General features: G+C 63.0%; 18 protein-coding genes. 17 read left to right on the forward strand and 1 reads right to left on the reverse strand.

From position 1 onward, the window contains the following. The first annotated feature begins 16 nt into the window (after positions 1 to 16). The 10 genes from AC07V5_RS21285 to AC07V5_RS21330 all read left to right on the forward strand — a co-directional run bounded on the left by AC07V5_RS21285 (position 17) and on the right by AC07V5_RS21330 (position 14,782). On the forward strand, positions 17 to 1,480 hold the full coding sequence (locus tag AC07V5_RS21285) for a leucyl aminopeptidase (RefSeq protein ID WP_495117703.1): 1,464 nt from the start codon (positions 17 to 19) through the stop codon (positions 1,478 to 1,480). Positions 1,481 to 1,483: 3 nt separating this feature from the next. Beyond that, positions 1,484 to 1,906, forward strand: a complete 423-nt coding sequence (locus tag AC07V5_RS21290) for a DNA polymerase III subunit chi (RefSeq protein ID WP_495117704.1) — start codon at positions 1,484 to 1,486, stop codon at positions 1,904 to 1,906. Positions 1,907 to 2,023: 117 nt separating this feature from the next. Continuing rightward, positions 2,024 to 3,166: a branched-chain amino acid ABC transporter substrate-binding protein gene (locus tag AC07V5_RS21295; RefSeq protein WP_495117705.1), complete on the forward strand. Its 1,143-nt coding sequence runs from the start codon at positions 2,024 to 2,026 to the stop codon at positions 3,164 to 3,166. Positions 3,167 to 3,855: 689 nt separating this feature from the next. Continuing rightward, a complete protein-coding gene (locus AC07V5_RS21300) occupies positions 3,856 to 5,238 on the forward strand; it encodes a TIGR03013 family XrtA/PEP-CTERM system glycosyltransferase (RefSeq protein ID WP_495117706.1) in 1,383 nt (460 codons plus the stop codon). A 62-nt stretch (positions 5,239 to 5,300) separates the two neighbouring features. Continuing rightward, positions 5,301 to 7,454, forward strand: coding sequence for an XrtA/PEP-CTERM system histidine kinase PrsK (gene prsK / locus AC07V5_RS21305; protein WP_495117707.1), 2,154 nt, complete (start codon positions 5,301 to 5,303; stop codon positions 7,452 to 7,454). After that, the gene (gene prsR / locus AC07V5_RS21310) at positions 7,411 to 8,814 is read left to right on the forward strand and encodes a PEP-CTERM-box response regulator transcription factor (RefSeq protein ID WP_495117708.1); all 1,404 of its coding nucleotides are present in this window, start codon (positions 7,411 to 7,413) and stop codon (positions 8,812 to 8,814) included. The genes prsK and prsR overlap by 44 nt, the downstream gene beginning before the upstream one ends. Further along, a complete protein-coding gene (gene prsT, locus AC07V5_RS21315) occupies positions 8,811 to 11,588 on the forward strand; it encodes an XrtA/PEP-CTERM system TPR-repeat protein PrsT (RefSeq protein WP_495117709.1) in 2,778 nt (925 codons plus the stop codon). The genes prsR and prsT overlap by 4 nt, the downstream gene beginning before the upstream one ends. A gap of 36 nt (positions 11,589 to 11,624) precedes the next feature. Beyond that, the gene (locus tag AC07V5_RS21320; RefSeq protein WP_495117710.1) at positions 11,625 to 12,908 is read left to right on the forward strand and encodes a GNAT family N-acetyltransferase; all 1,284 of its coding nucleotides are present in this window, start codon (positions 11,625 to 11,627) and stop codon (positions 12,906 to 12,908) included. Between the two features lie 80 nt (positions 12,909 to 12,988). Beyond that, complete coding sequence (locus AC07V5_RS21325; protein ID WP_495117711.1) at positions 12,989 to 13,687, forward strand: S1 family peptidase; 699 nt, start codon at positions 12,989 to 12,991, stop codon at positions 13,685 to 13,687. A gap of 243 nt (positions 13,688 to 13,930) precedes the next feature. Then, positions 13,931 to 14,782: a PEP-CTERM sorting domain-containing protein gene (locus AC07V5_RS21330; RefSeq protein ID WP_495117712.1), complete on the forward strand. Its 852-nt coding sequence runs from the start codon at positions 13,931 to 13,933 to the stop codon at positions 14,780 to 14,782. Positions 14,783 to 15,072: 290 nt separating this feature from the next. Here AC07V5_RS21330 and AC07V5_RS21335 read toward each other — a convergent pair whose 3' ends face one another. Beyond that, on the reverse strand, positions 15,073 to 16,680 hold the full coding sequence (locus tag AC07V5_RS21335; protein WP_495117713.1) for an FAD-binding oxidoreductase: 1,608 nt from the start codon (positions 16,678 to 16,680) through the stop codon (positions 15,073 to 15,075). Positions 16,681 to 16,907: 227 nt separating this feature from the next. Here AC07V5_RS21335 and AC07V5_RS21340 point away from each other — a divergent pair, with 227 nt between their 5' ends. From AC07V5_RS21340 to AC07V5_RS21370, 7 genes are all read left to right on the forward strand, one after another. After that, positions 16,908 to 17,504: an XrtA/PEP-CTERM system exopolysaccharide export protein gene (locus AC07V5_RS21340; RefSeq protein WP_495117714.1), complete on the forward strand. Its 597-nt coding sequence runs from the start codon at positions 16,908 to 16,910 to the stop codon at positions 17,502 to 17,504. A 66-nt stretch (positions 17,505 to 17,570) separates the two neighbouring features. Further along, positions 17,571 to 19,160 carry an XrtA system polysaccharide chain length determinant gene (locus tag AC07V5_RS21345; protein WP_495117715.1) on the forward strand — a complete coding sequence of 530 codons (1,590 nt, stop codon included), beginning with the start codon at positions 17,571 to 17,573 and terminating at the stop codon, positions 19,158 to 19,160. 1 nt (position 19,161) lies between these two features. Beyond that, positions 19,162 to 20,145 carry an XrtA-associated tyrosine autokinase gene (locus AC07V5_RS21350; protein ID WP_495117716.1) on the forward strand — a complete coding sequence of 328 codons (984 nt, stop codon included), beginning with the start codon at positions 19,162 to 19,164 and terminating at the stop codon, positions 20,143 to 20,145. Between the two features lie 37 nt (positions 20,146 to 20,182). Then, entirely contained in the window at positions 20,183 to 21,664 is a 1,482-nt protein-coding gene (locus tag AC07V5_RS21355; RefSeq protein ID WP_495117717.1) for a TIGR03016 family PEP-CTERM system-associated outer membrane protein, read from the forward strand. Between the two features lie 85 nt (positions 21,665 to 21,749). Then, positions 21,750 to 22,847 (forward strand): XrtA/PEP-CTERM system-associated ATPase, encoded by a 1,098-nt coding sequence (locus AC07V5_RS21360; RefSeq protein ID WP_495117718.1) that lies wholly within the window; start codon positions 21,750 to 21,752, stop codon positions 22,845 to 22,847. Positions 22,848 to 22,858: 11 nt separating this feature from the next. Then, a complete protein-coding gene (locus AC07V5_RS21365; RefSeq protein WP_495117719.1) occupies positions 22,859 to 23,752 on the forward strand; it encodes an XrtA system polysaccharide deacetylase in 894 nt (297 codons plus the stop codon). Next, the gene (locus AC07V5_RS21370) at positions 23,753 to 24,802 is read left to right on the forward strand and encodes a FemAB family XrtA/PEP-CTERM system-associated protein (protein ID WP_495117720.1); all 1,050 of its coding nucleotides are present in this window, start codon (positions 23,753 to 23,755) and stop codon (positions 24,800 to 24,802) included. Position 24,803: the final 1 nt, after the last annotated feature.

The following is a 24,803-nucleotide window of genomic DNA, read 5'->3' on the forward strand; positions in this document are numbered from 1 at the left end:
TTAGTTTTTAGTCATTATGGACTTCAAGATTCAAACCATTGAGCTCGATGGGCTCGCGGGTGTGGGTACGGATGCCCTGATCGTCGTGCTCGGCGGCGAGGCTTTGCCCAAAGGTCTGGATGCCATCGTCGCCAAGCATGCGCAGGCGGCGATCAAGCTCGGCGATTTCGCGCTCAAGGCCGGCCAGGCGTTGACGCTGACGCAAGCGGAGGGCATCAAGTCGCCTCGCCTGGTGCTGGTCGCCAGTAGCAAGACGACGCTGGCCGCGGCGCGTGCTGCGCTGGCAGCCGGCCTGGCCCAGATCAAGTCACGTGGCGCGGTCAGCGCAGCCGTGGCGTTCGCGGGCTTTGACGCCGGCCTCGTCGAATCGCTGGCCGAGCAGACTGCGCTCGCGGCCACCGATGCGGTCTATATCTACCGCCACACCAAGCCCAGCGCGCCTGCCGCGTCCAAGCTGGCCAAGCTGGCCTTGCTGGTGGGCAAGGCCGACGCGAAGGCCGCCAAGGTCGGCCTTGCGCGCGGCGAGGCGATTGCCGCCGGCGTCGAGCTGGCACGCGAATGCGCCAATCGCCCTGCCAACTACGCGACGCCGACCTATCTCGGCGAAGTCGTGCAGGGCCTGGGCAAAACCCATGGCTTCAAGGTCGAGGTGCTGGACAAGAAGGCCGTCGAGAAGCTCGGCATGGGCAGCTTCCTGTCGGTCGCCCAGGGCTCGGACGAGCCGCTGCGCTTCATCGTCGCCCGCTACGAAGGCGCGGCCAAGACGGTGGCGCCGGTGGTGCTGGTGGGCAAGGGCATCACCTTCGACACCGGTGGCATCTCGCTGAAGCCGGGTGCCGAGATGGACGAGATGAAGTTCGACATGGGCGGCGCGGCCAGCGTCATCGGCACGCTGCGCGCAGTGGCCGAGCTCAAGCCCAAGCTGAACCTCGTCATGATCGTCGCCGCCTGCGAGAACATGCCCAGCGGCCGTGCGGTCAAGCCGGGCGACGTGGTCACGTCGATGTCGGGTCAGACCATCGAGATCCTGAACACCGACGCTGAAGGCCGCCTCATTCTGTGCGACGCGCTGACCTATGCCGAGCGCTTCAAGCCGGCAGTGGTTGTCGACGTGGCGACGCTGACCGGCGCTTGCGTCATCGCGCTGGGCGGCGTGCGCAGCGGCATGTATGCGAGCGACGATGAACTCGCCGCCTCGCTGACGGCGGCTGGCGACGCGGTGCTCGACCCCTGCTGGCGCATGCCGCTGGACGATGAGTACGCCGAAGGCCTGAAGAGCAACTTCGCCGACGTGCCCAACATCGCCGGCCGTGCGGGCGGTTCCATCACGGCAGCCAAGTTCCTGCAGCGCTTCACCAGCAAATACCGTTGGGGCCACCTCGACATCGCCGGCACGGCCTGGAAGGGCGGCGCTGCCAAGGGCTCGACCGGCCGGCCCGTGGGCCTGCTGACGCACTTCGTGCTGAGCCACGCGAAGTAAGAAGTGGCCGTCCAGGTCAGCTTCTACAGCGACGCGGCGGACCCGCTGCAGTACGCCTGCCGGTTGATCCGCCGCGCTCTCGCGTCGGGCAAGCCGGTCGGCGTCTGCGCGCCGCCCGCGCTGGCGGCTCGCCTGGACGAGTTGCTGTGGAGCTTTGATGCGACCGAGTTCATTGCTCATCGGCGTTGGGACGGCGCTACGCCGCCCGCGCCGGGCGAGGTGCTGCTGGTGGACGACGCGGCTCGTTTGCCGCATCGCGGGCTGCTGCTGAATCTGGGCGATGACATGCCAGGCGATGCGCTCGATTTCGAGCGTGTCCTGGAGGTCATCGGAAACGGGCCCGAGCGCGTTCAAGCTGGGCGTGCGCGCTATCGCGTCTATCAGCAAGCCGGTGCCAAGCTGGACCACTTTTCAGCGGCAGGTTGACAACGTTGCGTCCATGCTTTCCCGAATGAGAGCCCCCCGGATTTGGGGTATGTTCAATTGGTTGAAAAATCAACAGTTCTCTGTTTGTTCCTCTCTCTTTCAAACTGGAGTTGATCCATGCAAGTCAAATTGAATGTGGTGGTGGGTGCCGTTGCAGCACTGCTCAGCGGTGCCGCCATGTCGCAGGACCTGGTCGTCAAGATCGGCCACGTCGCCCCGACCAGCGGCGCCATCGCCCACCTGGGCAAGGACAACGAACTGGGCGCTCGCCTGGCTATCGAGGAACTGAACGCCAAGGGCGTCATGATCGGCGGCAAGAAGGCCAAGTTCGAACTGCTGGCAGAAGACGATGCCGGCGATCCGAAGCAAGGCACCGCTGCTGCGCAGAAGCTGGTTGACTCCAAGGTCAACGGCGTGGTGGGTCACTTGAATTCGGGCACCTCGATTCCGGCCTCCAAGGTCTACAGCGATGCTGGCATTCCGCAGATCTCGCCGTCGGCCACCAACCCCAAGTTCACCCGCAACGGCTACAAGACCACGTTCCGCGTGGTGGCTGACGACGTGCACCTGGGTGGCACGCTGGGCCGCTATGCCGCCAAGGACCTGAAGGGCAAGTCCATCGCCGTCATCGATGACCGTACGGCCTATGGCCAGGGCGTTGCCGACGAGTTCGAAAAGGGCGTCAAGGGCGCGGGCGGCAAGGTCGTCGGTCGCGAGTTCACCAACGACAAGGCCACGGACTTCACCGCCATCCTGACCTCCTTGAAGGGCAAGAAGCCCGACGTCGTCTTCTTCGGTGGCATGGACGCCGTTGCCGGCCCGATGCTGCGCCAGATGAAGCAACTCGGCATCGAAGCCAAGTTCATGGGCGGCGACGGCATCTGCACGGGCGAACTCCCCAAGCTGGCCGCTGGCACCATGGGTGACGGCCAGGTCGTTTGCGCCGAAGCCGGTGGCGTCGAAGGCGAAGCCAAGAAGTCGATGGACGACTTCAAGACCAAGTTCAAGGCCAAGTTCAACGTCGACGTGCAGATCTATGCACCTTACGTGTATGACGCCGTCAACGTGATGGCCGCCGCTATGGCCAAGGCCGGCTCCGCTGATCCCGCCAAGTACCTGCCTGTGCTGGCCAAGACGGCCGGCTACAAGGGCGTGACTGGCACCATCGCCTTCGACGAGAAGGGCGACATCAAGAATGGCGCCCTGACGCTGTACACGTACAAGGGCGGTGCCCGCGAGCAACTCGCCGTCGTCCGCTGACGCTGGCTTGACTGTCCAAAACGCCCGCCTTGGCGGGCGTTTTTCTTGCTGAAGCCCGCTGCGTGCGGGCCTTGTCTTTTGCGCCGGTGAAGGTTGCCGTCGCGTGACGACAAATTAATGTGAGTTGCGACAGCGCGGATGAATGAATCGTGAATACTCCCCAATAAATCGGGGCGACTCGATATTTACTACATAGGAGAGCTTCGTTCGCGGCATGGCGCTAATGCCCCATAAACCCTGTTTTGTGGAAATTCAAAGGGACGGCTGTGCGTTCCGCACGCTTTGCGCTGCTCGGCGCAGGGCTGTCATGGTGCTGTCGCTTGCTTTCGGTTCTACTGCCGCCCGTTGAGGAAAAGGATGCTCCCGGCGGGTCAGGAGGCACTGCAGCACGACGCGGATTCAAGGGTCACGCACCCTCTAAACGGGGGGCTTTCAAGCCTGGGAGCCGGAGGCATGATGCCGGCGCGATCAAGGGTTGGTCGGATGTGCCTGTTGCGGCGTCAAGCCCGGGACTTCCACAGGCCAGCCAGGCGGTCTCCGAGGTGTCCGTGACTGTCGGGTCCGCCGCGAGGTGGTGTTCTGGCAGGTGACCTCCGTGCGAGGGTGAATGGAATATCGATATTGATTCGAATTTCGTTAATCGGATTGCAAATGCGGAAAACGCCAGGCAGTAGTGATCGGGGATGCAAATGATTCGAATATTCAACCATTACCTGCATAAGCAGACCTTGCTTCAGGTCTTCTTCGATCTCGGCTTGATCGTGTTCGCGGTCATTGCCGTTGTTCTCAGCCAAGGCGAGTCTGCGCAGACGGTGCTGCCCTTCGCCGCCTCGCACGGCCTGTCCCTGGCTGGTTGCATGTTCGTGATCAATTCGGCCACGGGCTTCTACCAGCACGTGCACAACCGCTCCGTTACCGAGTCCTGCGCGCGTGCGCTGTTCGGTCTGCTGTTCGGCCTGCCGTTGGCTTACGCCATTTTCAGCCTGGTGCCCTCCAACACGAGCCATCGTGACCTGCTGACGCTGGTGGCCATGGTCGCCGTCGCTGCGGTGATGGTGCATCGTGTCTATGCGGCTCACTCGGGCACCCAGGCGCGCTTGCGCAGCCGCATCCTGATCTTCGGCACTGGCGTCGCTGCGCGCACCGTCGGTAACACGTTGCGTGCTTCCGATCCGCATGCGCAAATCGTCGGGTTCTACGCTGGCCCCAATGAAGATCAGCCTGAGGTGCCAGGAGCGGAGATCATCAACGACGGTGCCAACCTGACCGAGGCTGCGCTTAAGCACAACGTCGACGAGATCGTCGTCGCTTTGAGCGAGCGCCGGGGCGGCAGCATGCCGCTGCGCCAGTTGCTGGATTGCAAGTTGTCCGGTGTGCGCGTGGTGGACATCGCCACCCACTTCGAGAAGACGCTGGCCCAGATCAACATCAAGCACGTCAACGCCGGTTGGCTTGTGTTCGGCGATGGATTCAGTCAGGGCATGCTTCGCGCCGCGATCAAGCGCGTCTGCGACATCGTGTTCGCATCGCTGATCCTGGCGGTGAGCTGGCCCATCATGCTGGTCACGGCTCTGGCCATCCGCTTCGAATCGCGCGGTCCGGTGCTTTACCGCCAGGAGCGTGTTGGCCTGAACGGCGTGCCCTTCAACGTCATCAAGTTCCGCAGCATGCGCACGGATGCCGAGAAAGACGGCAAGCCGCGTTGGGCGACCAAGAACGATGACCGTGTGACCCGCATTGGGCGCTTCATCCGCAAGGTCCGTATCGACGAGCTGCCGCAGCTTTTCAACGTGCTGTGGGGCGAGATGAGCATGGTTGGCCCCCGCCCGGAGCGCCAGTTCTTCGTCGACGAGCTGATCAGCAAGATTCCGTATTACGCCGTGCGCCACAGCGTGAAGCCGGGCGTGACCGGTTGGGCCCAGGTGCGCTACGAATACGGTTCGACGATCGAGGATTCGGTCGAGAAGCTGCAGTACGACCTCTACTACGTGAAGAACCACTCGCTCTTCCTTGATCTGCTGATCATGCTGGAGACTGTGGCCGTTGTGCTGACCGGCAAGGGTGCGCGCTGAGCACTGGATGCGTCGGCGTAAGCGCCGATGCTCATGGTCGCTGAGGCATGCTTGAATAACGCATGGCTCTCGCCGATGAGTTGAACTCCGCCCCGAGCACCATGATTGAAGTGCTCGCCCCCTTTCTCTCCTTGAGCAGTCTCGGCGATCTGATTTGCGCGCTGGCCTATGGGCTGTTCGCGCTGTACTTCGCTTGGCGACTGTTGCGTGGGGGGCTGCCTGTCACCGTACTGGCTCTCGTTTTTCTGGCCGCCCTGGCCAGCAGCTCGATCTGGGCCGGCGTTGCGTTGTTGGATGGACTGAGGCACTGGTCCGACCGCCTGCCGACCTGGATCGCGCCCTCCCTGGACTTGTTGCGATTCGGCTTCTGGTTTGCCTTCATGCTGATGCTGCTGCCACCGCCGCGGCGCGGCGGTGGTTTGGGCTGGATGCGCCCCCTGGCTGCCTTCGCGGTACTGGCCCAGTTGTGGCTGATCCTGTCCGCCGAGAGCCTGCCGACTGAGTCCCTGGCTCGGCCCCAGGCCTTTGCAGCGTTGGGCATTGCGGTGCTGGGGTTGGTCCTCGTCGAGCAGATGCTGCGCAACGCGACGGGCGATGCGCGATGGAACGCCAAGCCGGTCTGTCTGGGCCTTGGCGCCATCTTTGTCTTCGATTTGTTCATTGGCTCTCAGGCCGCGTTGTTTCAGCGCTTTGATGGCGACGCCATCAGCGTGCGGTCCCTCGTGCATGCGGCGGCGGTTCCTCTGCTCTACGTGGCATCTCGACGGCATGCGGATTGGCTGGGCAAGCTGCACGTCTCGCGCGCGGCGGTTTTCCATTCGGCAACGCTGCTTCTCGTTGGCGTCTATCTGCTGATGGTGGCCGGCGTTGGTTACTACGTGCGCTACACGGGCGGACAGTGGGGGCGAGCCCTGTCCGTGGCGTTGGTCTTCGTGGCACTCGTGGCGCTGGCGCTGCTGATGGCGTCCGGCTCAATGCGCTCCCGGCTGCGCGTCTACATCAGCAAGAACTTCTTCAGCTACCGATACGACTACCGCGAGGAATGGCTGCGCTTCACGCAGCTGCTGTCGAGCAGTGCCGAACCCCAGCACACCGCCGAGACGGTCGTGCGCGCCTTGGCCAATCTGGTTGAAAGCCCGAGCGGCATGCTGTGGATGCAGCGCGCTGTGGGAAGTGATTTTCTGCAGATTGCGCGCTGGAACCTGCCTATGCAAGCCGGCAGCGAAGCGCGTGACGGCGCGATGGCCAAGTTCTGGCAGGAGCGCGCCTGGATCATCGACGTAGATGAATGGCGTGAGCGGCGCGATGCCTACCCCGGGCTCGAACTGCCAACTTGGCTGACCGACGAGCCGCGATGCTGGCTGGTGGTGCCGCTGCTGGTGCGCGAGGCGCTCATCGGCTTCGTGGTGCTCGGCCGCCCACGCGCCGTCGTCGAGCTGAACTGGGAGGTGCGGGACCTGCTGCGCACGGCGGCCAGCCAAGCCTCGGGGTATCTGGACCAAGCCCAGGCCACCGAAGCCCTGCTGGAGGCGCGCAAGTTCGATGCATTCAACCGCATGTCAGCCTTCGTCGTGCATGACCTGAAGAACATCGTCACCCAGCTCTCGCTGATGATGAAGAACGCCAAGCGCCTGCGCGATAACCCCGAGTTCCAGCAGGACATGCTGGACACGGTCGAGAACTCGCTCGAGAAGATGCGCCAACTGATGTTGCAGTTGCGCGAGGGTGACAAGCCCCATGGCGTGACCAGCGGCGTTGACCTGGAGCAGATCGCGAAGCGCCTTGCCGCTGCAGCCTCCAGCAAGGGCAGGGTGCTGGAGTTGGAGCTGCAGCCAGGTGTCAGCACGCGGGGGCATGCCGAGCGTGTGGAGCGCGTGCTGGGCCACGTCGTGCAGAACGCCTTCGATGCGACGCCGGCCAGCGGTCGGGTCTGCCTGACGCTGGATGCCCAAGGCAGTCAGGCCCGCGTTCGCGTTGAGGATAGCGGCTGCGGCATGAGTGAGGATTTCATACAGAATCGCCTCTTCAAGCCGTTCCAGACTACCAAGGCCAGCGGCATGGGCATAGGTGCCCACGAGAGCTATCAATACGTGCAGGAACTGGGAGGCAAGATCAGCGTGCAGAGTGAACTAAACCGGGGGACCACCGTCACCCTGCTGCTCCCCCTGTTCCATGCGCAGGCTGACCTGCCGCGCGTTGCGCTCGATCTCCAATGAGCACGCCACGCCACGCCACGCGCCGCTCTTGATCGTCGAAGACGACCTCGCTTTGCAGAAGCAGCTGAAGTGGTCGCTTGACCGCTTCGAATCCGTGACGGCCGACGATGTTGCAAGCGCTGTACTGCAGTTCCGTCGCAGCAGCCCCGCCGTTGTCACGATGGATCTTGGCCTGCCGCCGGACCGGGACTCCGTCTCTGAGGGCTTCAAATGCCTTGAGAAGCTGCTGGAACTCGACCCGACCGTCAAGGTCATCGTGCTGACGGGCCAGAACGACCAGGACAACGCCCTGCGGGCCATCCGCATGGGCGCCTACGACTTCCTCGCCAAGCCGGTCGATCCTGATGTACTCAGCCTGACCGTCGAGCGGGCTTACCGGCTCTATGAGCTTCAACAGGAGAATCGTCGCCTGCAGATGCAGCAGAGCAGCGACATCTTCTCCGGGCTCATTACGCGCGACCCCGGCATGCAGCGCGTCTGCCGCATGATCGAGAAGGTAGCCCCCAGCGATGCCACCGTGTTGCTGCTGGGCGAGAGCGGTACCGGCAAGGAAGTGCTGGCCCAGGGCCTGCACGATGCATCCAAGCGCAAGGGCCGCTTCGTGGCCATCAACTGCGCGGCCATTCCAGAAACGTTGCTGGAAAGCGAACTCTTCGGTTACGAGAAGGGTGCCTTCACCGGCGCCACCAAGTCCACCCTCGGCAAGATCGAGACGGCCAACGGTGGCACGCTGATGCTCGATGAGATCGGCGACTTGCCCATGCCGTTGCAGGCCAAGCTGCTGCGCTTTCTGCAAGAGCGAGTCATCGAGCGCGTGGGTGGACGCCAGGAGATACCGATCGACGTGCGAGTGGTCGGTGCCACCCACCAGGATCTCAAGGCGCGCATCGTCGATGGGCGCTTCCGTGAGGATCTTTACTACCGCCTCGCCGAGATCGTTGTCGAGATCCCGCCGTTGCGTGACCGCCTGGGTGACCCGGTACTGCTGGCGCACTCCTTCGTGCGGCGCTTCGCAACCGACATGCGCCGAGCAGTGCCGACGCTGGCGGAGGATGCCGTCAGAGCGCTGGAGGCCCACCGCTGGCCCGGCAACGTACGGGAACTGCAGAACATGCTCAAGCGCGCCGTGATCATGGCGGAGGACGACCGCATCATGGCGGCCGACCTGGGCTTGCATGGCGATAGCCCAGGTGACGACGTCGCCCTCGACTTGCGCACGGTGCGCGAGGCTGCTGAGCGCCGCGCCGTCATTACTGCCCTGGCTCGTACCGATGGCAATATCGTTCGCGCGGCGGAATTGCTCGGCGTCAGCCGGCCAACTCTTTACGACTTGATGAGTCGCTTGCAGATCAAATCATGAGCAACCTTTCCAAGCAGGGCCTGTTAGCCTGCGCCTTCGCGGCATCCTTTGTGTTGGCAGGATGCTGGAGCAAGACTCCGGCTCAGTTGCTGGAGTCCGGCAAAGTCTCGATGCAGAAGAAGGACTACAACGCCGCTTCGCTCGAGTTGAAGAATGTGTTGCAGCAGGACTCGGACAACGTAGAAGCGCGCTTCCTGCTCGGCAAGAGTCTGCTTGAGATGGGGCGCCCGGCTGAGGCGTTGATTGAACTCTTGAAGGCTCGCGAGCTGGGGTATCCGGTCGCACAACTTGCCGCGCCGATAGGCTCGGCAATGATGGCTCGCGGAGAGGTCGACCAGTTCGTTACCGAGTATGCGGGCGTGCAGATCGACGAACCCAAGATGCGCGCCGAGTTCAAGGCCACGTTGTCGACGGCCTATGGCCTACAGCGTAAGTATCAGCAGTCTCGCGAAGCGGCTGATGCAGCACTGCAGGCCGATCCCGGCAACGTCACGGCGAACCTGCTGGTGGCGCAGTTGCTGCGTATCGCTGGTGACAATGCCGGCGCGATGGCTCAGATCGAACGAACCATCGCGAAAGCACCGGAATCTGGCGCACCCTGGCTGGCCAAGGCTGAACAACTGCTAAGCACCAGCGGAGATCCGGCCAGCGCGCTCGCCGCCTATCGCGAGGCACTTCAGCGCATGCCCGAGAACGTTCGGATCCATGTCGGCCTCACCCAAGAACTGATTCGTCAACGGGATTTCGACGGCGCGCAGCGTCAGCTGGCCCAGCTGGAAAAGCTTCAGCCCAAAAGCTTGCAGGGGCGCTACTTCGCGACGATGCTGGCGTACGAGAAGCGAGACCTGAAGACCGCCTTCGAGTCCGCGCAGGAGTTGCTGCGTGTTGCACCAGACAACTCGCGCTTCTTGCACCTTGCTGGCGCGATTGACTACGAGCGCGGCAGCTACCTGCAGGCCGTTGCGCATCTGGGCAAGGCGCTGTCCGATTCACAGTCGCCGGTTGCCGTGCGTGTGCTGCTGGCTCGTGCGCAACTGCGGGCTGGCGACCCGGCCAAGGCATTGAGCTTCCTGCAGCCTTTGCTCGATGGCACTCGCCGAGCCCCCGCAGAGGTCTACTCGCTGGCCGCGGAGTGCTATCTGCAAAAGGGCGATGGCGAAGCCGCGAAGAAGATGTATGCCAAGGCGGTGGAGATCAATCCGGCGGACGAACGTGGGCGAACCGTTTTGGCGTTGTCGGCGCTGAACGATGGTCGTACCGAGCAGGGCATGTCCGAGCTGAAATCAATTGCCGGCTCTGCATCCGGCATTGACGCTGAGATCGCCATGGTCATGGCGCACGTGCGCGGCAATCGTCTCGACGATGCGCTCGCAGTTCTCGATGCCCTGGAGCGCAAGCAGCCCAACAAGCCCGGCACCCCATTTCTCCGCGGCCGTATCGAGCAAATGCGCGGGCATCGCGACAAGGCCCGCGAGTTGTATGAGCAAGCAGTCGGCCGTGACGCCGCCTACGTGCCTGCCGTCGTTGCGCTTGCGACGTTTGATCTGGATGACAGCAAGCCCGCCAGTGCGGTGGCTCGCTACGAGAAGCTCGTGATCGCAGCGCCGAAGGATGTGGGCGCTCGCCTGGGCCTGATTGCGGCCCGTGTGCGTGCAGGTGCGAAGCCTGACGAAGTACGGACCCAGCTTGAAGAGGCTGTCAGGCTCTTTCCTGACTCCGAGTCGGCCCGCATTACGCTCGTCGGTACTCTGCTTGATCAGCGCGATGCCCAGGCCGCACTGAAGGCTGCACGCGACGGATTGACGCGGTTCCCTGACAGTTTTGGCCTGATCCAAGGCCAGGGGCTGGCGGAACTCGCGCTAGGGAACCTCAACCAGGCCGTCCAGTCCTTCTCGAAAGCCACCACGCTGCAGCCAAACGCGGTCGAGCCGCTGATGTACATGGTGGACGTGCAGATGGCGCGCAAGGACGTGCCGGCGACCCTGGCCCAATTGCGCAAGGTGCTCGCACTCAAGCCTGACTACACGCCTGCGCAGATACGCCTGGTTTCGCTGCTCGCCCGTTTGAGCAAGAGTGACGAGGCCATGGGCGTTGCCAAGGGTATTCAGAAACAATTCCCGAATGACCCGACAGGCTGGGCCCTGGAGGCTGATTTGCTGGCGCTAAAGGGGAACCGTGTCGGTGCCGTGGCGGCGTTGAAGATGGCGCTCGCTAAACGCCCCTCCGACGAGACTGTCCTCAAGCTGCACAACGCGATGAGGGCTGCCAGCCAGGTGGCTGAAGCCGACAAGCTCGCGGACGACTGGCTGGCCAAGCATCCGGACTCGCCCAGATTCAACATCTATCTCGGCGAGCTGGCCATCGGCCAGCGTGACTATGCTCGCGCCGAGCAGCATTTGCGCAAGGCGGTTGCCAGTCAGCCGTCCAATGCCCTCGTGCTGAACAACCTCGCCTGGGTGTTGTACCGCGCTGGCAAGCCCGGTGCGTTGGAGATGAGCGAGAAGGCCCTGGCCCTGGCACCCGATTCGGAAGCGATCCTCGATACGGTAGCCGAGATCCTTGCGGATTCAGGGAAGCTGGACAAGGCCCTAACCTTGCAAAAGCGCGCGTTGGAGCGCAGCCCCAATATGCCCCTACTCCGCCTGCACTTGGCGCAGTACCTGATCAAGAATGGACAGAAGCCGGAAGCGCGCGCAGAGTTGGAGCGCCTGGTCGCACTGGGCAGCGGCTTTGGGGCGCAAGATGAAGTTCAGAAACTTCTCGCCTCGCTGTAACGGATCTGGCGGGCCTACCTTCAAGAGCTGACCTGAATGCAGATCAAGCAAGCGAGTCTTCGCAAGCGCATGCACCAGCTGATGCGCCGTGCATTCGGTCGACTGCCTCGCGATACGCGTCACGCCATCTATCGCGGCATGATCGACTGCGATCCTGCGCCCGATCCCCTGCTGGAGCTCAAGGTTGCCGAGACCCGCGAGGAGTTGGAGGATTGCTTTCGCATCCTGCACGACGCCTATGTCGCCAGTGGTTTCATGAAGCCTTCGCCGTCGGGGCTGCGCGTCACGATGTATCACGCGCTGCCCACGACGACGACGCTGTGTGCGAAGTACGACGGCCGCGTTGTGGGCACCATGTCCATGATCCGGGAGGGTGTGTTCGGCTTTCCGCTCCAATCGGTCTTCGACCTCAGCGAGGTGCGGGCCAAGCAGGGCCAGATTGCCGAGATCTCAGCGCTCGCCGTGCATCCTGACTTCCGCAAGACGGGTGGCGCCATCCTGTTTCCGCTGATGAAGTTCATGTACGAGTACTGCACCGAGTACTTCGACACACGCCACCTCGTCATCGCGGTCAACCCAGACAAGATCGAGCTCTACGAATCACTGCTGTTTTTCGGAAGACTGCAGGAGACGGTCGTGGACAACTACGACTTCGCCAATGGCGCGCCGGCCGTCGGTGCGGCCTTGGATCTGCCGATTGCGAAAGAGATATTCCGGCGCGTCTATGGCAAGCGCAAGGAACGCAAGAACCTCTACAACTACTTCGTCCAACTGCGCCTGCCCAACATCAAGCTGCCCAAGCGCCGCTATTTCACGACCAATGATCCGGTGCTGACGCCGGCCATCCTCGACCACTTTTTCAATCAGCGCAGCCAGGTCTTCGCAGAGCTTGACGACCGCCGCAAGGCGCTGCTGTGGTCCATCTACGACCAACCCGAGTTTCGTGCCGTGCTTCCGATGATGAGCGGCTCGCTGACGGGTTTTCATCCGATGCGTCGCCATCAGCGCTTCTCGCTGCGCTGCCCGGCGGAGTTGCGCCTGCGGGTTGATGGCGGCGAGCGCTCCATTGTGATGACTGTCATCGAGATTTCGCTGTCGGGTTTCCAGGCCCAATCCAAACTCGATATTCCGGTGGGTGCTAACGGCTCGGTCCGGGTGGAGCTCGGACTGCAAGACAAGGCTTCGCTGGATGTGAAGGTGATGCGACATCACCACACGGATACCGACGAGTTCTATGGCTTCCGAGTGGATGAGCCCGACGACGTCTGGCGTCGCGCCGTTAGTGCGCTGGAGACCGAGTACGTCGCGGGCGATCTGTGAGCATTGGCCCGGACCGCGGATCGTTGCTCATCCTTGCAGCCTGCTGGGCCGCTGCAGGCGCAGGCGCCCAAGCCGCCACCTTGCCGGAACTGGTTGCTCAGGCGAAGCCCTCGGTTGTGCTGGTCGGCAGCTACGGCCTGATGGACAGCCCCCGCTTTGGGTTCCGTGGAACGGGGTTCGTCGTTGCGGATGGCCTGCACGTGCTCACCAACGCGCATGTGATTCCGCCGGAAGAGCCAAGCCGCATCGACCGCAGCGTGGCCGTTCAGGTGTGGAGCGCTGCGTCGCAATGGCAGCTCCGCAGCGCCAAGGTGATCGCTAGAAGACCGGAGCGAGACTTGGCGCTGCTGCTGATTGATGGGCCAGCGGTGCCGGCATTGCGACTGGCAAACCAAGAGGCCCCGGAAGGGCTGCCCGTTGTGCTGATGGGTTTCCCGCTAGGCGGTGCCCTGGGCTACTCGCACGTCACACACCGGGGTATCGTCTCCTCGCGGACTGCCATCGTGCCGCCTGCGACCGGCGCCCAGGGCCTCAGCGAGCGGTCCGTGAAGCAGTTGCGCGAGGGCAGCTTCGACGTGCTGCAGCTCGATGCCACGGCTTACCCCGGCAACAGCGGCGGCCCGGTGCTGGATGCCGAAACCGGTGAAGTCGTTGGCGTGGTCAGCATGGTGCTCGTCAAAGGCACCAAAGAGGCCGCGCTCAGTGCGCCCAGTGGCATCAGCTATGCGATTCCCACTCGATTCGCGGCCCAGATGCTGAAGGATGCTGCGGCGCGCTAGCTGCCGTTTCGCGGGATCTCGTTGGTCTCCTGCACCCGCTGGACTTCGCAGTGCCTTCATCTGCCTTAGCACCCGGCCAGTCCCGCCAAAGGATGTCGAAATACTTTACAGCGGGTGCTGGCGGCGGCTTCGGCGCATTGGAATCCCTCTTTGTTTTCAATGAGTTAGCAAAAAAAAAGCGGGTTGGCATGGGGTTTGCTAACTTACTGCCGAGTCCAATCATTTCCCTCCAAGGAGTTCACCATGTCGATCATGAAGCAAAGTTTGAAAGCTCTCGGCGCGGCTATCGGCATCGCCGGTGCCATGTCGGCCAACGCCTACGTTGTCGGGGGCGTCGATTTCGGTACGTCCCTTGGTACGGCCCACCTGGAAACCGCGACGCTGGCCCAGACCTTCGTCAATGGCAATGGCCAGAACGCCATCAGCTATGGCTACGTTTCGACGGTGAACGGCAGCACGACCTACTGCGCTGGCGGCGGCTCCTGCGGCCTGTACTACGTCACCACGCTCAACAACTCGCAGAACTTCACGGGCGCCTCCGTGGAATTCCTGTCGTCCACCACCACGATCTATTTCAACAATAGCTTCGTGAATCTGCTCGGCCAGAATTCGGTTGCCAACCTGGCGACGATCACGGGCATGGCGTCGTGGTTGACGCTGACGGGTCACGGCAATCTGGGTGGCACTGCTTCCTCCAATGCCGTTCAGCTGATCGGCGCTGGCGCGCTGACTGGTTCGGTGCTCAATGGTTTTGGCCGCGGTCTGTTTGACGTCAACCTGGGTGGCGCGGGTCTTGCCGCCGTCAAGACGGCCTTTGACACCAACACTGTGGGTGACGCTATCGGTGGCTTCGCTGACGTCGAACTGAACTCTTCGTTCAGCAACTTCGTCCTGAATGCAAACGACGTGTCTGGTGGTCTGGCCAATGGCTGCCAAAACGGTACCGCCCTTGCTGGTGCTTGGTGCTATCAGGGCACGACGAATCTGCGTGGCACCATCCTGACCGTTCCGGAGCCGGCATCGCTGGCCCTGGTTGGCCTGAGCCTTGGCATCACCGGTTTGCTGAGCCGCCGTCGCCGTTCGGCTTCCAAGTAAATTGCATGAAGAGGGTGCTGCCGAAAGGCGGCACTTCTGAACTGAAGAAAGCGCCCCTAGGGGCGCTTTTTTTCGCTTGAGCGCAGTGCCTCCGTGGTTGGTGATGAGGCGTGGGGGGCTTTGGCTTGAGCCATCAGGCCCCAGAGGCCGCTCAGGTCACTGTGGCCGGGAGATGGGCGCCCTCCATGTCGGCGAACTTGGCCTGCATATCTGGAATGCGTGTGAGCAGAGTCACTCTGTGAAGCGCGAGCCCGTTACTCCCGTAGCGGTGTTGGTGCGCCGAGGGCAAGTCAGGTGTAGCGACCGGGCGAAAGCAGGTTGTCCGGATCCAACGCATTGCGCAGCCGCTGGACGACGTGCGCGGAGAGCGGGTGGCGTTCTGCATGAGCCTTCATGCCGTCCACGTGGAGACGATAGGGGTAGAAGCCTAGAGCCCGCCCACCCTCGGTCAGCCTGGCGAGGCACGCGTGTGCTGCTTGGCAGGCATCCGGATCCTTGAGATCGAAGAGCAGTGGGATGGTGCTGTCAAAGAGGCGGTCCCCCTGGCTGGTCAGCGTGATGAGGGGCTCAAGGCGGTGCCTAGCCAGCTCTGCCGTTGCAAATTCGATGAAGCGGCGGACATCTTCGGCGCGCATCGGAACGAGTGGCGCGTACCAGAGCAGGCCGCAACCGTCTCGGGCGGGGTCGCGCCCGTCACTCGGTTGTGAGGTTCCGGCGCGCCAGTATGCCAATGGCAACGCTGTTTCGTTGGGTCTGCCCTGTACGAGCTGAAGGGATGAATTCAGTGTGCTTGCTGTCTTGCCGAGGCGTACACCAAGCTGTCCCGGCAGATGCGTTGCGATCGTAGACAGCCATCGCGCCTGCGTCGGTGACAGAAATAGGAGGCGGCTCGCAATACCCTTGAGTGCCTGCCTGATTTCTTTCTGTGCGGCGGCAACGATGCGCTTGCGGCCGTAGAGCGTTGCAAACCCGGTCCACGGGCCAATTTGGTATTGGCTTCCCAGGTCTGCCACCAGCGCGGGCGGCATGAGGCCTTGGGCATCTCGCTGTTCCGCTGGCGGGTAGGGCGCGGACATTGCCAGGACCCGGTGCCGGTTCATCAAATTGATGCCACCCAATATGCCGGGGAGTCCGCTGAGTAAGCTGCGAATGCGGGTCGCGGCTTCTTCGAGAAGATCGTCGCTGCGGAGCGTGAAGATGCACACCTTGCAGCATTCGGGGCGAGGTGCCAGCAGGATGCTGGCGCGCGTGACGACGCCGAATCCGCTTTGGGAGAACAGGCCGTTGACATACGGGCCGATGCCCCATCTGAAGAGTCGCGCCAGGTCTTCGCCTCCTGCCTCGCGCAATGCGCTCCTGTAGAGACTGCCGTCGGCCAGCACGGCCTCAAGATCGGTGACGGCGCCAAAGTGATCGACATAGGGGGTGACGCCATAGCCGCGTTCCAGCGCGTTCGCGAGCACGCTGCAGCTTGGGCCGGCGCCCGTCACGGGCACCAAGTAGGGGAGGTTGTGACGATCCAGGAAGTCGGCCAGCATGCCCTGGGTGACGCCCGGCTCCAGCGTGACGACGCCAAGATGCTCGTCGAAGTGCAAGATGGACTTCAGTCCGCTCAGGTCCAGGATGGTGGCGCCATGGGCGGGGGGGAGTGCACTGCCGTATCCCCAGTTGTTTCCTGTGCTGATGGGATGAATGGGAACGCCGTTTATTCGTGCGATTCGAAGCACTTCAGGAATCTGTGCAGCCTGACTGACTTTCAGCACCGTGGGTACGTCGCGATGAGTGCCACTCGTGTCAGCCGTGAAATGCCCGGGAATATTGCCACTCAGGTGCACGCGGTCTGAACCGAGCAATTGCTGCCAGGCTTGCTGGGCAGCGACCAAGGACGGCGAAGACATGGGGCTCCCTGGGTTCGGTAGGTTCGTGGACATTGTCATCCAGTCAAGGGGTACGAGGCTTTTGGCCGGTGACCCTATGGCATCATGAGAGACTCGTTCATGTCGGAGCGCGGATGGTAGTCCGTGGGTGGGCCAACGTCCGTTCAGGCTCCGCGAGATTGAATGTCATGGAGACGCATGTGAAGCTTATTTCGACTGGGTTTTGCCCTGCTGCCTTGTGCCGACTGATGGCTGTGACGACAGTGAGCCTGTTGCTGTCAGCATGTGCGTCGTTTTCGTCCCCTAACTTGGCGCCTGCGCCCGCACTCGCCAGTTCGGATGATTACAGCTACATCATCGGCGCCGGCGACAACCTAAACATCCAGGTTTGGCGTAATCCTGAATTGTCGATGTCGGTGCCGGTGAGGCCGGACGGCAAGATCGCCGCACCGCTGGTGGACGAGATGGTTGTCCACGGAAAGACTTCGGTACAGGTCGCGCGTGAGGTCGAGAAGCAACTCGGCAAATATGTGCGTGATCCGGTCGTAACGGTCATTGTCACGAGCTTTGTCGGGCCTTACAGCGAGCAGATCCGCGTCGTCGGTGAAGCTGCCAGGCCACAATTCCTGCCGTACAAGCAGAAGATGACGTTGCTTGACGTCATGATTGCCGTCGGCGGGTTGACGGACTTCGCTTCTGGCAACAGCGCGAGCATTCTTCGCACGGCTGAGGGCAACAAGCAATATTCGGTGCGCCTGAAGGACCTGATCAAGCGCGGCGATGTGTCGGCCAATGTCGAGATGCGCCCCGGTGACATCTTGATCATTCCGCAAAGCCTGTTCTGATTTCCGGCCGGTGCGCAGTTGGAATCGCACCTGCCTCCGAAATAGCCCTAACTGAGACTGTTTTCGATGGAATTGCTGATTGGTCAGTTGCTGATCATCGTTCGGCGGATGTGGAAGTACCGCTGGGTCGGCCTGGTCGTAGCCTGGGTGGCCGGCGTGGTCGGCGCCGTGGTTGTGTTCGTGCTGCCTGACCGCTACGAGGCCAGCGCCCGCATCTACGTGGACACGCAGTCCATCCTGAAGCCGCTGATGTCGGGGCTCGCTGTGCAGCCCAACGTCGAGCAGCAGGTGACGATGTTGAGCCGCACGCTGATCAGCCGCCCCAACGTCGAGAAACTCGTGCGCATGGCCGACCTGGATCTGAAGAATCAGTCCAAGGCACAACAGGAAGCCACCATTGAGACGGTGACGAGCAGCCTCTCAATCCAGAGCAGCGGCCGCGACAACCTCTACATCCTCGGTTACCGCGACAGTGATCCTGAAACGGCCAAGCGTGTCGTGCAGGCTTTGGTGTCCATCTTTGTCGAATCCAGCCTCGGCCAGACGCGTCAGGGCACATCGACAGCGACGACCTTCATCAACGAGCAGATCAAGACCTACGAGACCAAGCTGGAAGAAGCCGAAACCCGGCTCAAGGAATTCAGGCTCAAGAATCTGTCCAGCATGGCTGGAGACGGCAAGGATTCGGCGGCGCATATCGCGGAACTCAGTGCCCAACTGGAACGCGCTCGCCTCGAATTCCGCGAAGCCGTCAATGCGCGCGACGCAGCGAAGGGTCAGCTCGAGGCCGAGAAGTCCCGAGGCGGTGCTCAGACGACGGCGCAGAGCCTGATGCAGGAGTCAGCGGCCAACGTCAGTACCCCGGAGCTCGATGCTCGGCTCGCAGAACATCGGCGCAATCTCGACGCGCTGCTGCAACGCTATACCGACCAGCATCCGGACATCATTGCGACCCGCAAGCTCATCAAGGATCTCGAGGAGCAACGAAAGCGCGAGATTGCCGAGCTGCGCAAGGCAGCGATGAATGTGCCCACGGCTTCAGTGGGTCAGACAAGCGGCAGCCTGGCCATGCAGGAACTGGTGCGTATCGTTGCGACGACCGAGGTCCAGGTGGCGTCGCTCAAGGCGCGTGTCGACGAGTATTCGGGTCGCTATTCGCAGGCGCTGGCAGCCATGAAGACGGCGCCTCAGGTCGAGGCAGAGGCTGCTCAATTGAATCGTGACTATGCGATTCACAAGCGCAACTACGAAGACCTGGTTCAGCGCCGCGAGCAGGCCTCGATCTCCGGTGAACTCGACGTCGCCTCTGGTGTGGCGGACTTTCGCGTGATCGACCCGCCGCGAGCCAACCCCAAGCCCGTGGCTCCCAACCGCCTGTTGCTGCTTGCGGGTGCGATGGCAGCGGCCTTGGGTGTCGGGCTCTTCACGACTTTTGCGGCAAGCCAGTTGCGTCCGGTCTTCCACGATGCGAACGACCTGCGTGCCCGAGTGGAGCTGCCTATCCTGGGTGTCGTTACCCGGCTCGTGACGGACGCGGACCGCGCACGCTTGCGCGTTGAGTTGATCCGTTTTTCTGCAGGGGCCGGAGGATTGCTGGCGATGTTTGCCGTTGCCTTGACGGTCTTGGCTGTGCAACTGAGCCGGCAGGTGGTTTGACATGACAAGCTTGATTGAACAAGCCGCCCAGAGGCTCGAGCAACTGCGCCAGGCCGGTGTTGTCCTGCCAGGGGACGAGCAGGCTCGGTCGGTCGAATCCGCTCCGTTGCCAACCGCGGCGCCCAGTCCGGCCGTGATGGCCGCACCGGTTGTGGAAGCGCAGCCGACTTCTGTGGGTATCTCGATCCAGGACGATGGACACCATCCATCGTCCAAGCGTGTTGAGCTCGACGTCGTCGCCCTGGCGGCGCAGGGCTTCTTGATGCCGCATACGCCGCGCTCGCAGACGGGCGACCAGTACCGTGTCATCAAGCGCCCCTTGATCAAGAACGCGATGGGCAAGGGTGCCGCGACGATCAACCACGCCAATCTGATGATGGTGACGAGTGCCCTGGCGGGGGAAGGCAAGAGCTTCACCTCGATCAATCTGGCGCTCAGCATCGCCGCCGAACTCGACAACACCGTCATGCTGGTCGATGCCGACGTGGCGCGACCATCGGTGCTGCGCATGCTGGGCCTGCCGCAGGGCCCGGGTCTGCTTGACGTGCTGGAAGAGCGCGTTGAGATGTCCGAGGTGCTGCTGCGCACCAATGTCGAGAAGCTGACCATCCTGCCGAGCGGCACGCCGCATCCGCGGGCCACGGAGTTGTTGGCCAGCGATGCGATGCGCCATCTGCTCGACACCATGGCCAAGCGCTATCCGGACCGCATCATCATCTTCGACTCGCCGCCGTTGCTGCTGACGACGGAATCGCGCGTGCTGGCCTCGCACATGGGCCAGATCATCATCGTCGTCCACGCCGAAAAAACGGCGCAGAGCGCGGTCCAGCAGGCGCTGGCCGCGATCGAGACGTGCCCGGTCAAGATGATGCTGCTCAACCAAGCCAGCCCAAATGCCGCCGGCGGCTATGGGTACGGGTATGGCTACGGCTACGGCTACGGCTACGGTTACGGCTATGGCAGCAATGACTCGGCTCAGACCTGAGCCGCGCCATTTGCCCCTGGCTTTTGCCATCCTTGCGATGGCGGCCCATGCCCAGCAGGGTGATGGCAGTGGGTCGGCTATTCAGCCGCGGCTCGGTTTCTCGCAAACCTTTACCGACAACCTGCACCTCAGCGACCAGAACAAGGATGCCGCGTTTATCACGACGGTATCGCCAGGTATCAGCATCTCGCGGAGAAGTGGATCGCTGCGCGGCAGCCTGGACTACGCGCTCAACGGTGTCACCTACCTGAAGACCAACCAGAGTTCGCAGATCCAGAATGCGCTGAGCGCAAATGCCCAGGCTGAGGTTCTCCCCGGCACCTTCTACATCGATGCGCGGGCGACCATCGGCCAGCAGAATGCGTCGGCTTTTGGCCAGCAGTCCATGCCTACTCTGGGCGCGCAAAGTGCTGTGTCGACGCTGGACAACCCTAACCGGCGTGAGACGGGCGTGCTGAACGTCTCGCCGAACCTGCGCGGCCAACTGGCCGGGTTGGCCAGTTTTGACCTGCGTGGCAATTTCTCGATCACCGAGGTGCGTGGCAGTGGCGTCGGTGACGGTCGCAGCAGCGGTGGCACGCTGCGCATCAGCCAACTGGCTCCGGGCGTGGTGAGTTGGTATACGCAGCTCGGCACGCAGCAGACCAAGTCCTACGGCGTGACACCCAATCGCAGCACTTCGGTGACGGTGGGTCTGAACTATCGGCCCGACCCGGACTGGATCTTCAGCGCCAACGCAGGCCGTGAGCGCAGCGACTACCTCGGCGCTGGCAGCAACAGTTCCCAGAGTGGGGTCACGGGCGGTGTCACTGCCGACTGGACACCCACCCCGCGCACGCGCCTGAGCGGCAACTGGCAGCGCCATCAATACGGCAACAGCCATGGCCTGAACTTCTCACACCGCATGGCGAATTCGGTGTGGACCCTGTCGGACACCCGCAGCGTCACGCTGGGCAACACCGGTGCGGCCGGCGGTGTGCGTACCGTCTACGACCTGTTCTTTCTGATGTACGCATCGCGAGAGCCCGACCCGATCAAGCGCGACGCCTTGGTGCGTGCCGAGCTGCTTTCGCTGGGGTTGTCGCCTGACGCACCGGTTGCGACCGGCTTCCTGTCGGCAGGCCCGAGTCAGTTGCACGGCCAGTCGTTGATGGCCGCGCTGCAAGGCGTGCGCACCAGCCTCACGGCCCAGATCAACCGCTCCACCACAAGCCGCCTGGGCAACAATCAGAACCAGGGCGATCTTGCCACCCATGCGCTTGTCGAGCAGCGCTCGTATTCACTGTCGGCCAGCTACCAGCTCTCTCCGGTGTCCGGCCTAACGCTGACGGCTTCGCGGCAGGAGACCGCAGGCGATGCGAACGGCGCAGCCACGCACTTGAACAGCCTGGTGGCCAACTGGAGCGGCCGCCTCGGGCAACGCCTCTCGATGCAACTCGGCGCACGCCACAGTCGCTTTGAAGGTGTCACGTCCTATTCCGAGAATGCGGTCTACGCCAACCTGAACCAACAGTTCTGATCAATGAAACAACACCTGCGCTCGTGTTGCAAGCACCGCCCCGAGGGCGCGCGCTCGTGGCTACTGGCGTCTAGGTGCTACTGACATGTACGAAGCCTTCTACGGCCTGAGCAGCAAGCCGTTCCAGCTCAGCCCTGACCCCAACTTCTACTACGGCAGCAAGCAGCACCGCCGGGCCAAGGCGTATCTGGACTATGGCGTGCTGCGCAATGACGGCTTCATCGTCATCACCGGCGAGATCGGTGCCGGCAAGACGACGCTTCTGCGCGGCCTGCTGGACAGCCTGAACCGCAGCAACGTCGTCATCGGCAATGTCGTCACGACCCAGCTTGATGCCGAAGACACGCTGCGCATGGTCGGCGCCGCCTTCGGCGTGCGCGTGAAGGACGCGCCCAAGTCTGAGCTGCTGATGACGCTGGAGGCCTTCTTTGTCAATCAGGTCACCCAGGGCAAGCGCTGCCTGCTCATCGTCGACGAGGCTCAGAACCTGACGCCGCGCGCGGTCGAGGAACTGCGAATGCTGTCCAACTTCCAGTTCAGCAACCAGTCACTGCTGCAGACCTTCCTGGTCGGCCAGCCCGAGTTCCGCGGCATCCTGCAAAAGCCCGAGATGGAGCAGTTCCGCCAGCGCGTCGCGGCCACCTGCCACATCGGCCCGCTGGACGAGGACGAGACGCAGCGCTACATGGAGCACCGCCTGAAGTGCGCGGGCTCCACCGGCAAGCCCACCTTCGATCACGACGCTTTCCCGGCCATCCACAAGGCCAGCAACGGCATCCCGCGCCGCATCAACCGCTTGTGCGACCGCCTGCTGTTGCTCGGCTTCATGCAGGGCCGCAGTCATCTGGCGCTGGCCGACGTGAAGGAAGTGCTGCGCGACATCGCGCAGGAGAGCGAGATTCCGCGCAACAGCGATGTCAGCCCGCTCGACAGCACGCCCGCCAAGCTGCCGGACAGCCGCCCTGGTCCGTTGGACAGCGCACCCGGTGCCTTGGACGTTTCTCGGCTGAAGATGAGCGTGGCCGAGGTCGAGGGCCTGTCGACCGAGATCGCAGCGCTGAATGCCGATCACCACACCGACCGCCTGCAGCGCCTGGAGCGCAGCATGATGCGGCTGGAGCGCATCAACCTGCAGACGCTGGCACTGCTGCAGAAGCTGGTTGACGCTGTCAAACAGCACTGAGGTTGTCGATCATGCTGATGCCCACCAAAACCCCGGCCTTGCGCAATGCGATGAGCATCGACGTGGAAGACTACTTCCAGGTCTCGGCTTTCGCGCCCTACATCCGCCGCGACGACTGGAACGGCCTGGAATGTCGAGTCGAGCGCAACATCGACCGCATCCTCGCGCTGTTGGCCGACAAGCAGGTGAAAGCCACCTTCTTCACGCTGGGCTGGATCGCGGAGCGCTACCCGCAGCTCGTCAAGGCCATCGTTGCGGGTGGCCACGAACTGGCCAGCCATGGCTATGGCCACGAGCGTGCCAGCGACCTGAGCCCGCCCGCTTTTCTCGAAGACATTGCCAGCGCGAAGAAGCTGCTGGAAGACCTCGGCGGCGTGCCCGTCGTCGGCTACCGCGCCCCCAGCTTCTCGATCGGCAAGGACAACCTCTGGGCCTTCGACGTGCTGCGCGAAGCGGGTTATCGCTATTCGAGCAGCGTCTACCCCATCGCCCACGACCACTACGGCATGCCCGACTCGCCGCGTTTCGCCTACCCGGTGCGCGAAGGCCTGCTCGAGATCCCCGTGACGACGCTGCGCGTTGGTTCGCGCAACCTGCCCAGCAGCGGCGGCGGCTATTTCCGCCTGCTGCCGTACGCGTTGTCGCGCTGGATGATCCGCCGGGTCAACGAGACCGATGGCGAACCGGCCGTCTTCTACTTCCATCCGTGGGAGATCGACGCCGAGCAGCCTCGCGTGCCCGGTATCGACGCCAAGACGCGTTTCCGCCACTACGTCAACATCCCCCGCACCCATGGCCGCATCGCGCGGCTGCTGGAAGACTTCCGCTGGGGCCGGATGGACGAGATCTTCCTCGGCCGCGAGGCCAGCCCGCGCGCTCCGGCGCCCTCGCTGAGCCCGGCCTGAATGGATGCTTCGATTCGCATTGCGCGCCTGGACGCGCAAGACAAGGCTTTGTCCGCACGCTGGGACGAATTCGTGCTGGCGCACCCGCAGGCGACCTTCTTCCACCGCAGCGGCTGGCTGCGTGTCATCCAGTCGGTCTTCGGCCACAAGGGCTTCTTCCTTTACGCCGAGCGCAATGGCGCCATCGAGGGCGTGCTGCCGCTGGCCGAGGTCAAGAGTCGCTTGTTCGGCCATTCCGTCACCAGCCTGCCGTTTGCCGTCTATGGCGGCGTCGCGGCGCTGAACGACGAGGCCGCTGCAGCGCTTGAAGCCGAGGCCGAGAAGATCGCGAAAGGGCAGGGCGCCGAGCACCTCGAATACCGCAACCTCGGCCCCACCCGCCACGCCGACTGGCCGCGCCAAGACCTCTACGTGACCTTCCGCAAGGAGATCCTGCCCGACGAGGAGGCCAACATGCTGGCCATCCCACGCAAGCAGCGGGCCATGGTTCGCAAGGGCATCAAGAACGAGCTGAAGGCCGAGATCGATGCGAACGTCGATCGCTTCTTCGACCTCTATGCCGACAACGTGCATCGCCACGGCACGCCGGCCATGCCCAAGAAGTACTTCCAGGCGCTGCTTGACGAGTTCGGCCCCGATGCCGAGGTGCTGACCGTCACCGCCCCTGACGGCAAGCCGCTGTCCACCGTGCTGAGCTTCTACTTCCGCGACGAGGTGCTGCCCTACTACGCCGGCGACGACGAGGCCGCACGCGATCTCGCCGCCAACGACTTCAAGTACTGGGAGCTGATGCGCCGCGCCTGCGCGCGCGGCCTCAAGGTCTTCGACTACGGCCGCAGCAAGCAGGGCACCGGCCCATATGCCTTCAAGAAGAACTGGGGCTTCGAGCCGCAGCCGCTGAGCTACGAGTACCGCCTGTTCAAGCGCGACTCGATTCCACAGAACAACCCGAACAATCCGAAGTACCAGCTGATGATCAAGGCATGGCGCAAGCTGCCCATCGGCGTCGCGAACTGGCTCGGCCCCTTCATCGTGAAGAACCTCGGGTAAG

Source organism: Roseateles sp. GW821-FHT02E12 (assembly GCF_059421665.1).

Bases quoted from the DNA above. Each gene is read 5' to 3' on its own strand.
- AC07V5_RS21320 (WP_495117710.1), top strand. From the start codon at position 11,625: ATGCAGATCAAGCAAGCGAGTCTTCGCAAGCGCATGCACCAGCTGATG.
- AC07V5_RS21365 (WP_495117719.1), top strand. From the start codon at position 22,859: ATGCTGATGCCCACCAAAACCCCGGCCTTGCGCAATGCGATGAGCATC.
- prsR (WP_495117708.1), top strand. From the start codon at position 7,411: ATGCGCAGGCTGACCTGCCGCGCGTTGCGCTCGATCTCCAATGAGCAC.
- AC07V5_RS21330 (WP_495117712.1), top strand. From the start codon at position 13,931: ATGTCGATCATGAAGCAAAGTTTGAAAGCTCTCGGCGCGGCTATCGGC.
- AC07V5_RS21350 (WP_495117716.1), top strand. From the start codon at position 19,162: ATGACAAGCTTGATTGAACAAGCCGCCCAGAGGCTCGAGCAACTGCGC.
- AC07V5_RS21335 (WP_495117713.1), bottom strand. From the start codon at position 16,680: ATGTCTTCGCCGTCCTTGGTCGCTGCCCAGCAAGCCTGGCAGCAATTG.
- AC07V5_RS21370 (WP_495117720.1), top strand. From the start codon at position 23,753: ATGGATGCTTCGATTCGCATTGCGCGCCTGGACGCGCAAGACAAGGCT.
- prsT (WP_495117709.1), top strand. From the start codon at position 8,811: ATGAGCAACCTTTCCAAGCAGGGCCTGTTAGCCTGCGCCTTCGCGGCA.
- AC07V5_RS21285 (WP_495117703.1), top strand. From the start codon at position 17: ATGGACTTCAAGATTCAAACCATTGAGCTCGATGGGCTCGCGGGTGTG.
- AC07V5_RS21300 (WP_495117706.1), top strand. From the start codon at position 3,856: ATGATTCGAATATTCAACCATTACCTGCATAAGCAGACCTTGCTTCAG.
- AC07V5_RS21360 (WP_495117718.1), top strand. From the start codon at position 21,750: ATGTACGAAGCCTTCTACGGCCTGAGCAGCAAGCCGTTCCAGCTCAGC.
- prsK (WP_495117707.1), top strand. From the start codon at position 5,301: ATGGCTCTCGCCGATGAGTTGAACTCCGCCCCGAGCACCATGATTGAA.
- AC07V5_RS21345 (WP_495117715.1), top strand. From the start codon at position 17,571: ATGGAATTGCTGATTGGTCAGTTGCTGATCATCGTTCGGCGGATGTGG.
- AC07V5_RS21340 (WP_495117714.1), top strand. From the start codon at position 16,908: ATGGCTGTGACGACAGTGAGCCTGTTGCTGTCAGCATGTGCGTCGTTT.
- AC07V5_RS21355 (WP_495117717.1), top strand. From the start codon at position 20,183: ATGGCGGCCCATGCCCAGCAGGGTGATGGCAGTGGGTCGGCTATTCAG.
- AC07V5_RS21295 (WP_495117705.1), top strand. From the start codon at position 2,024: ATGCAAGTCAAATTGAATGTGGTGGTGGGTGCCGTTGCAGCACTGCTC.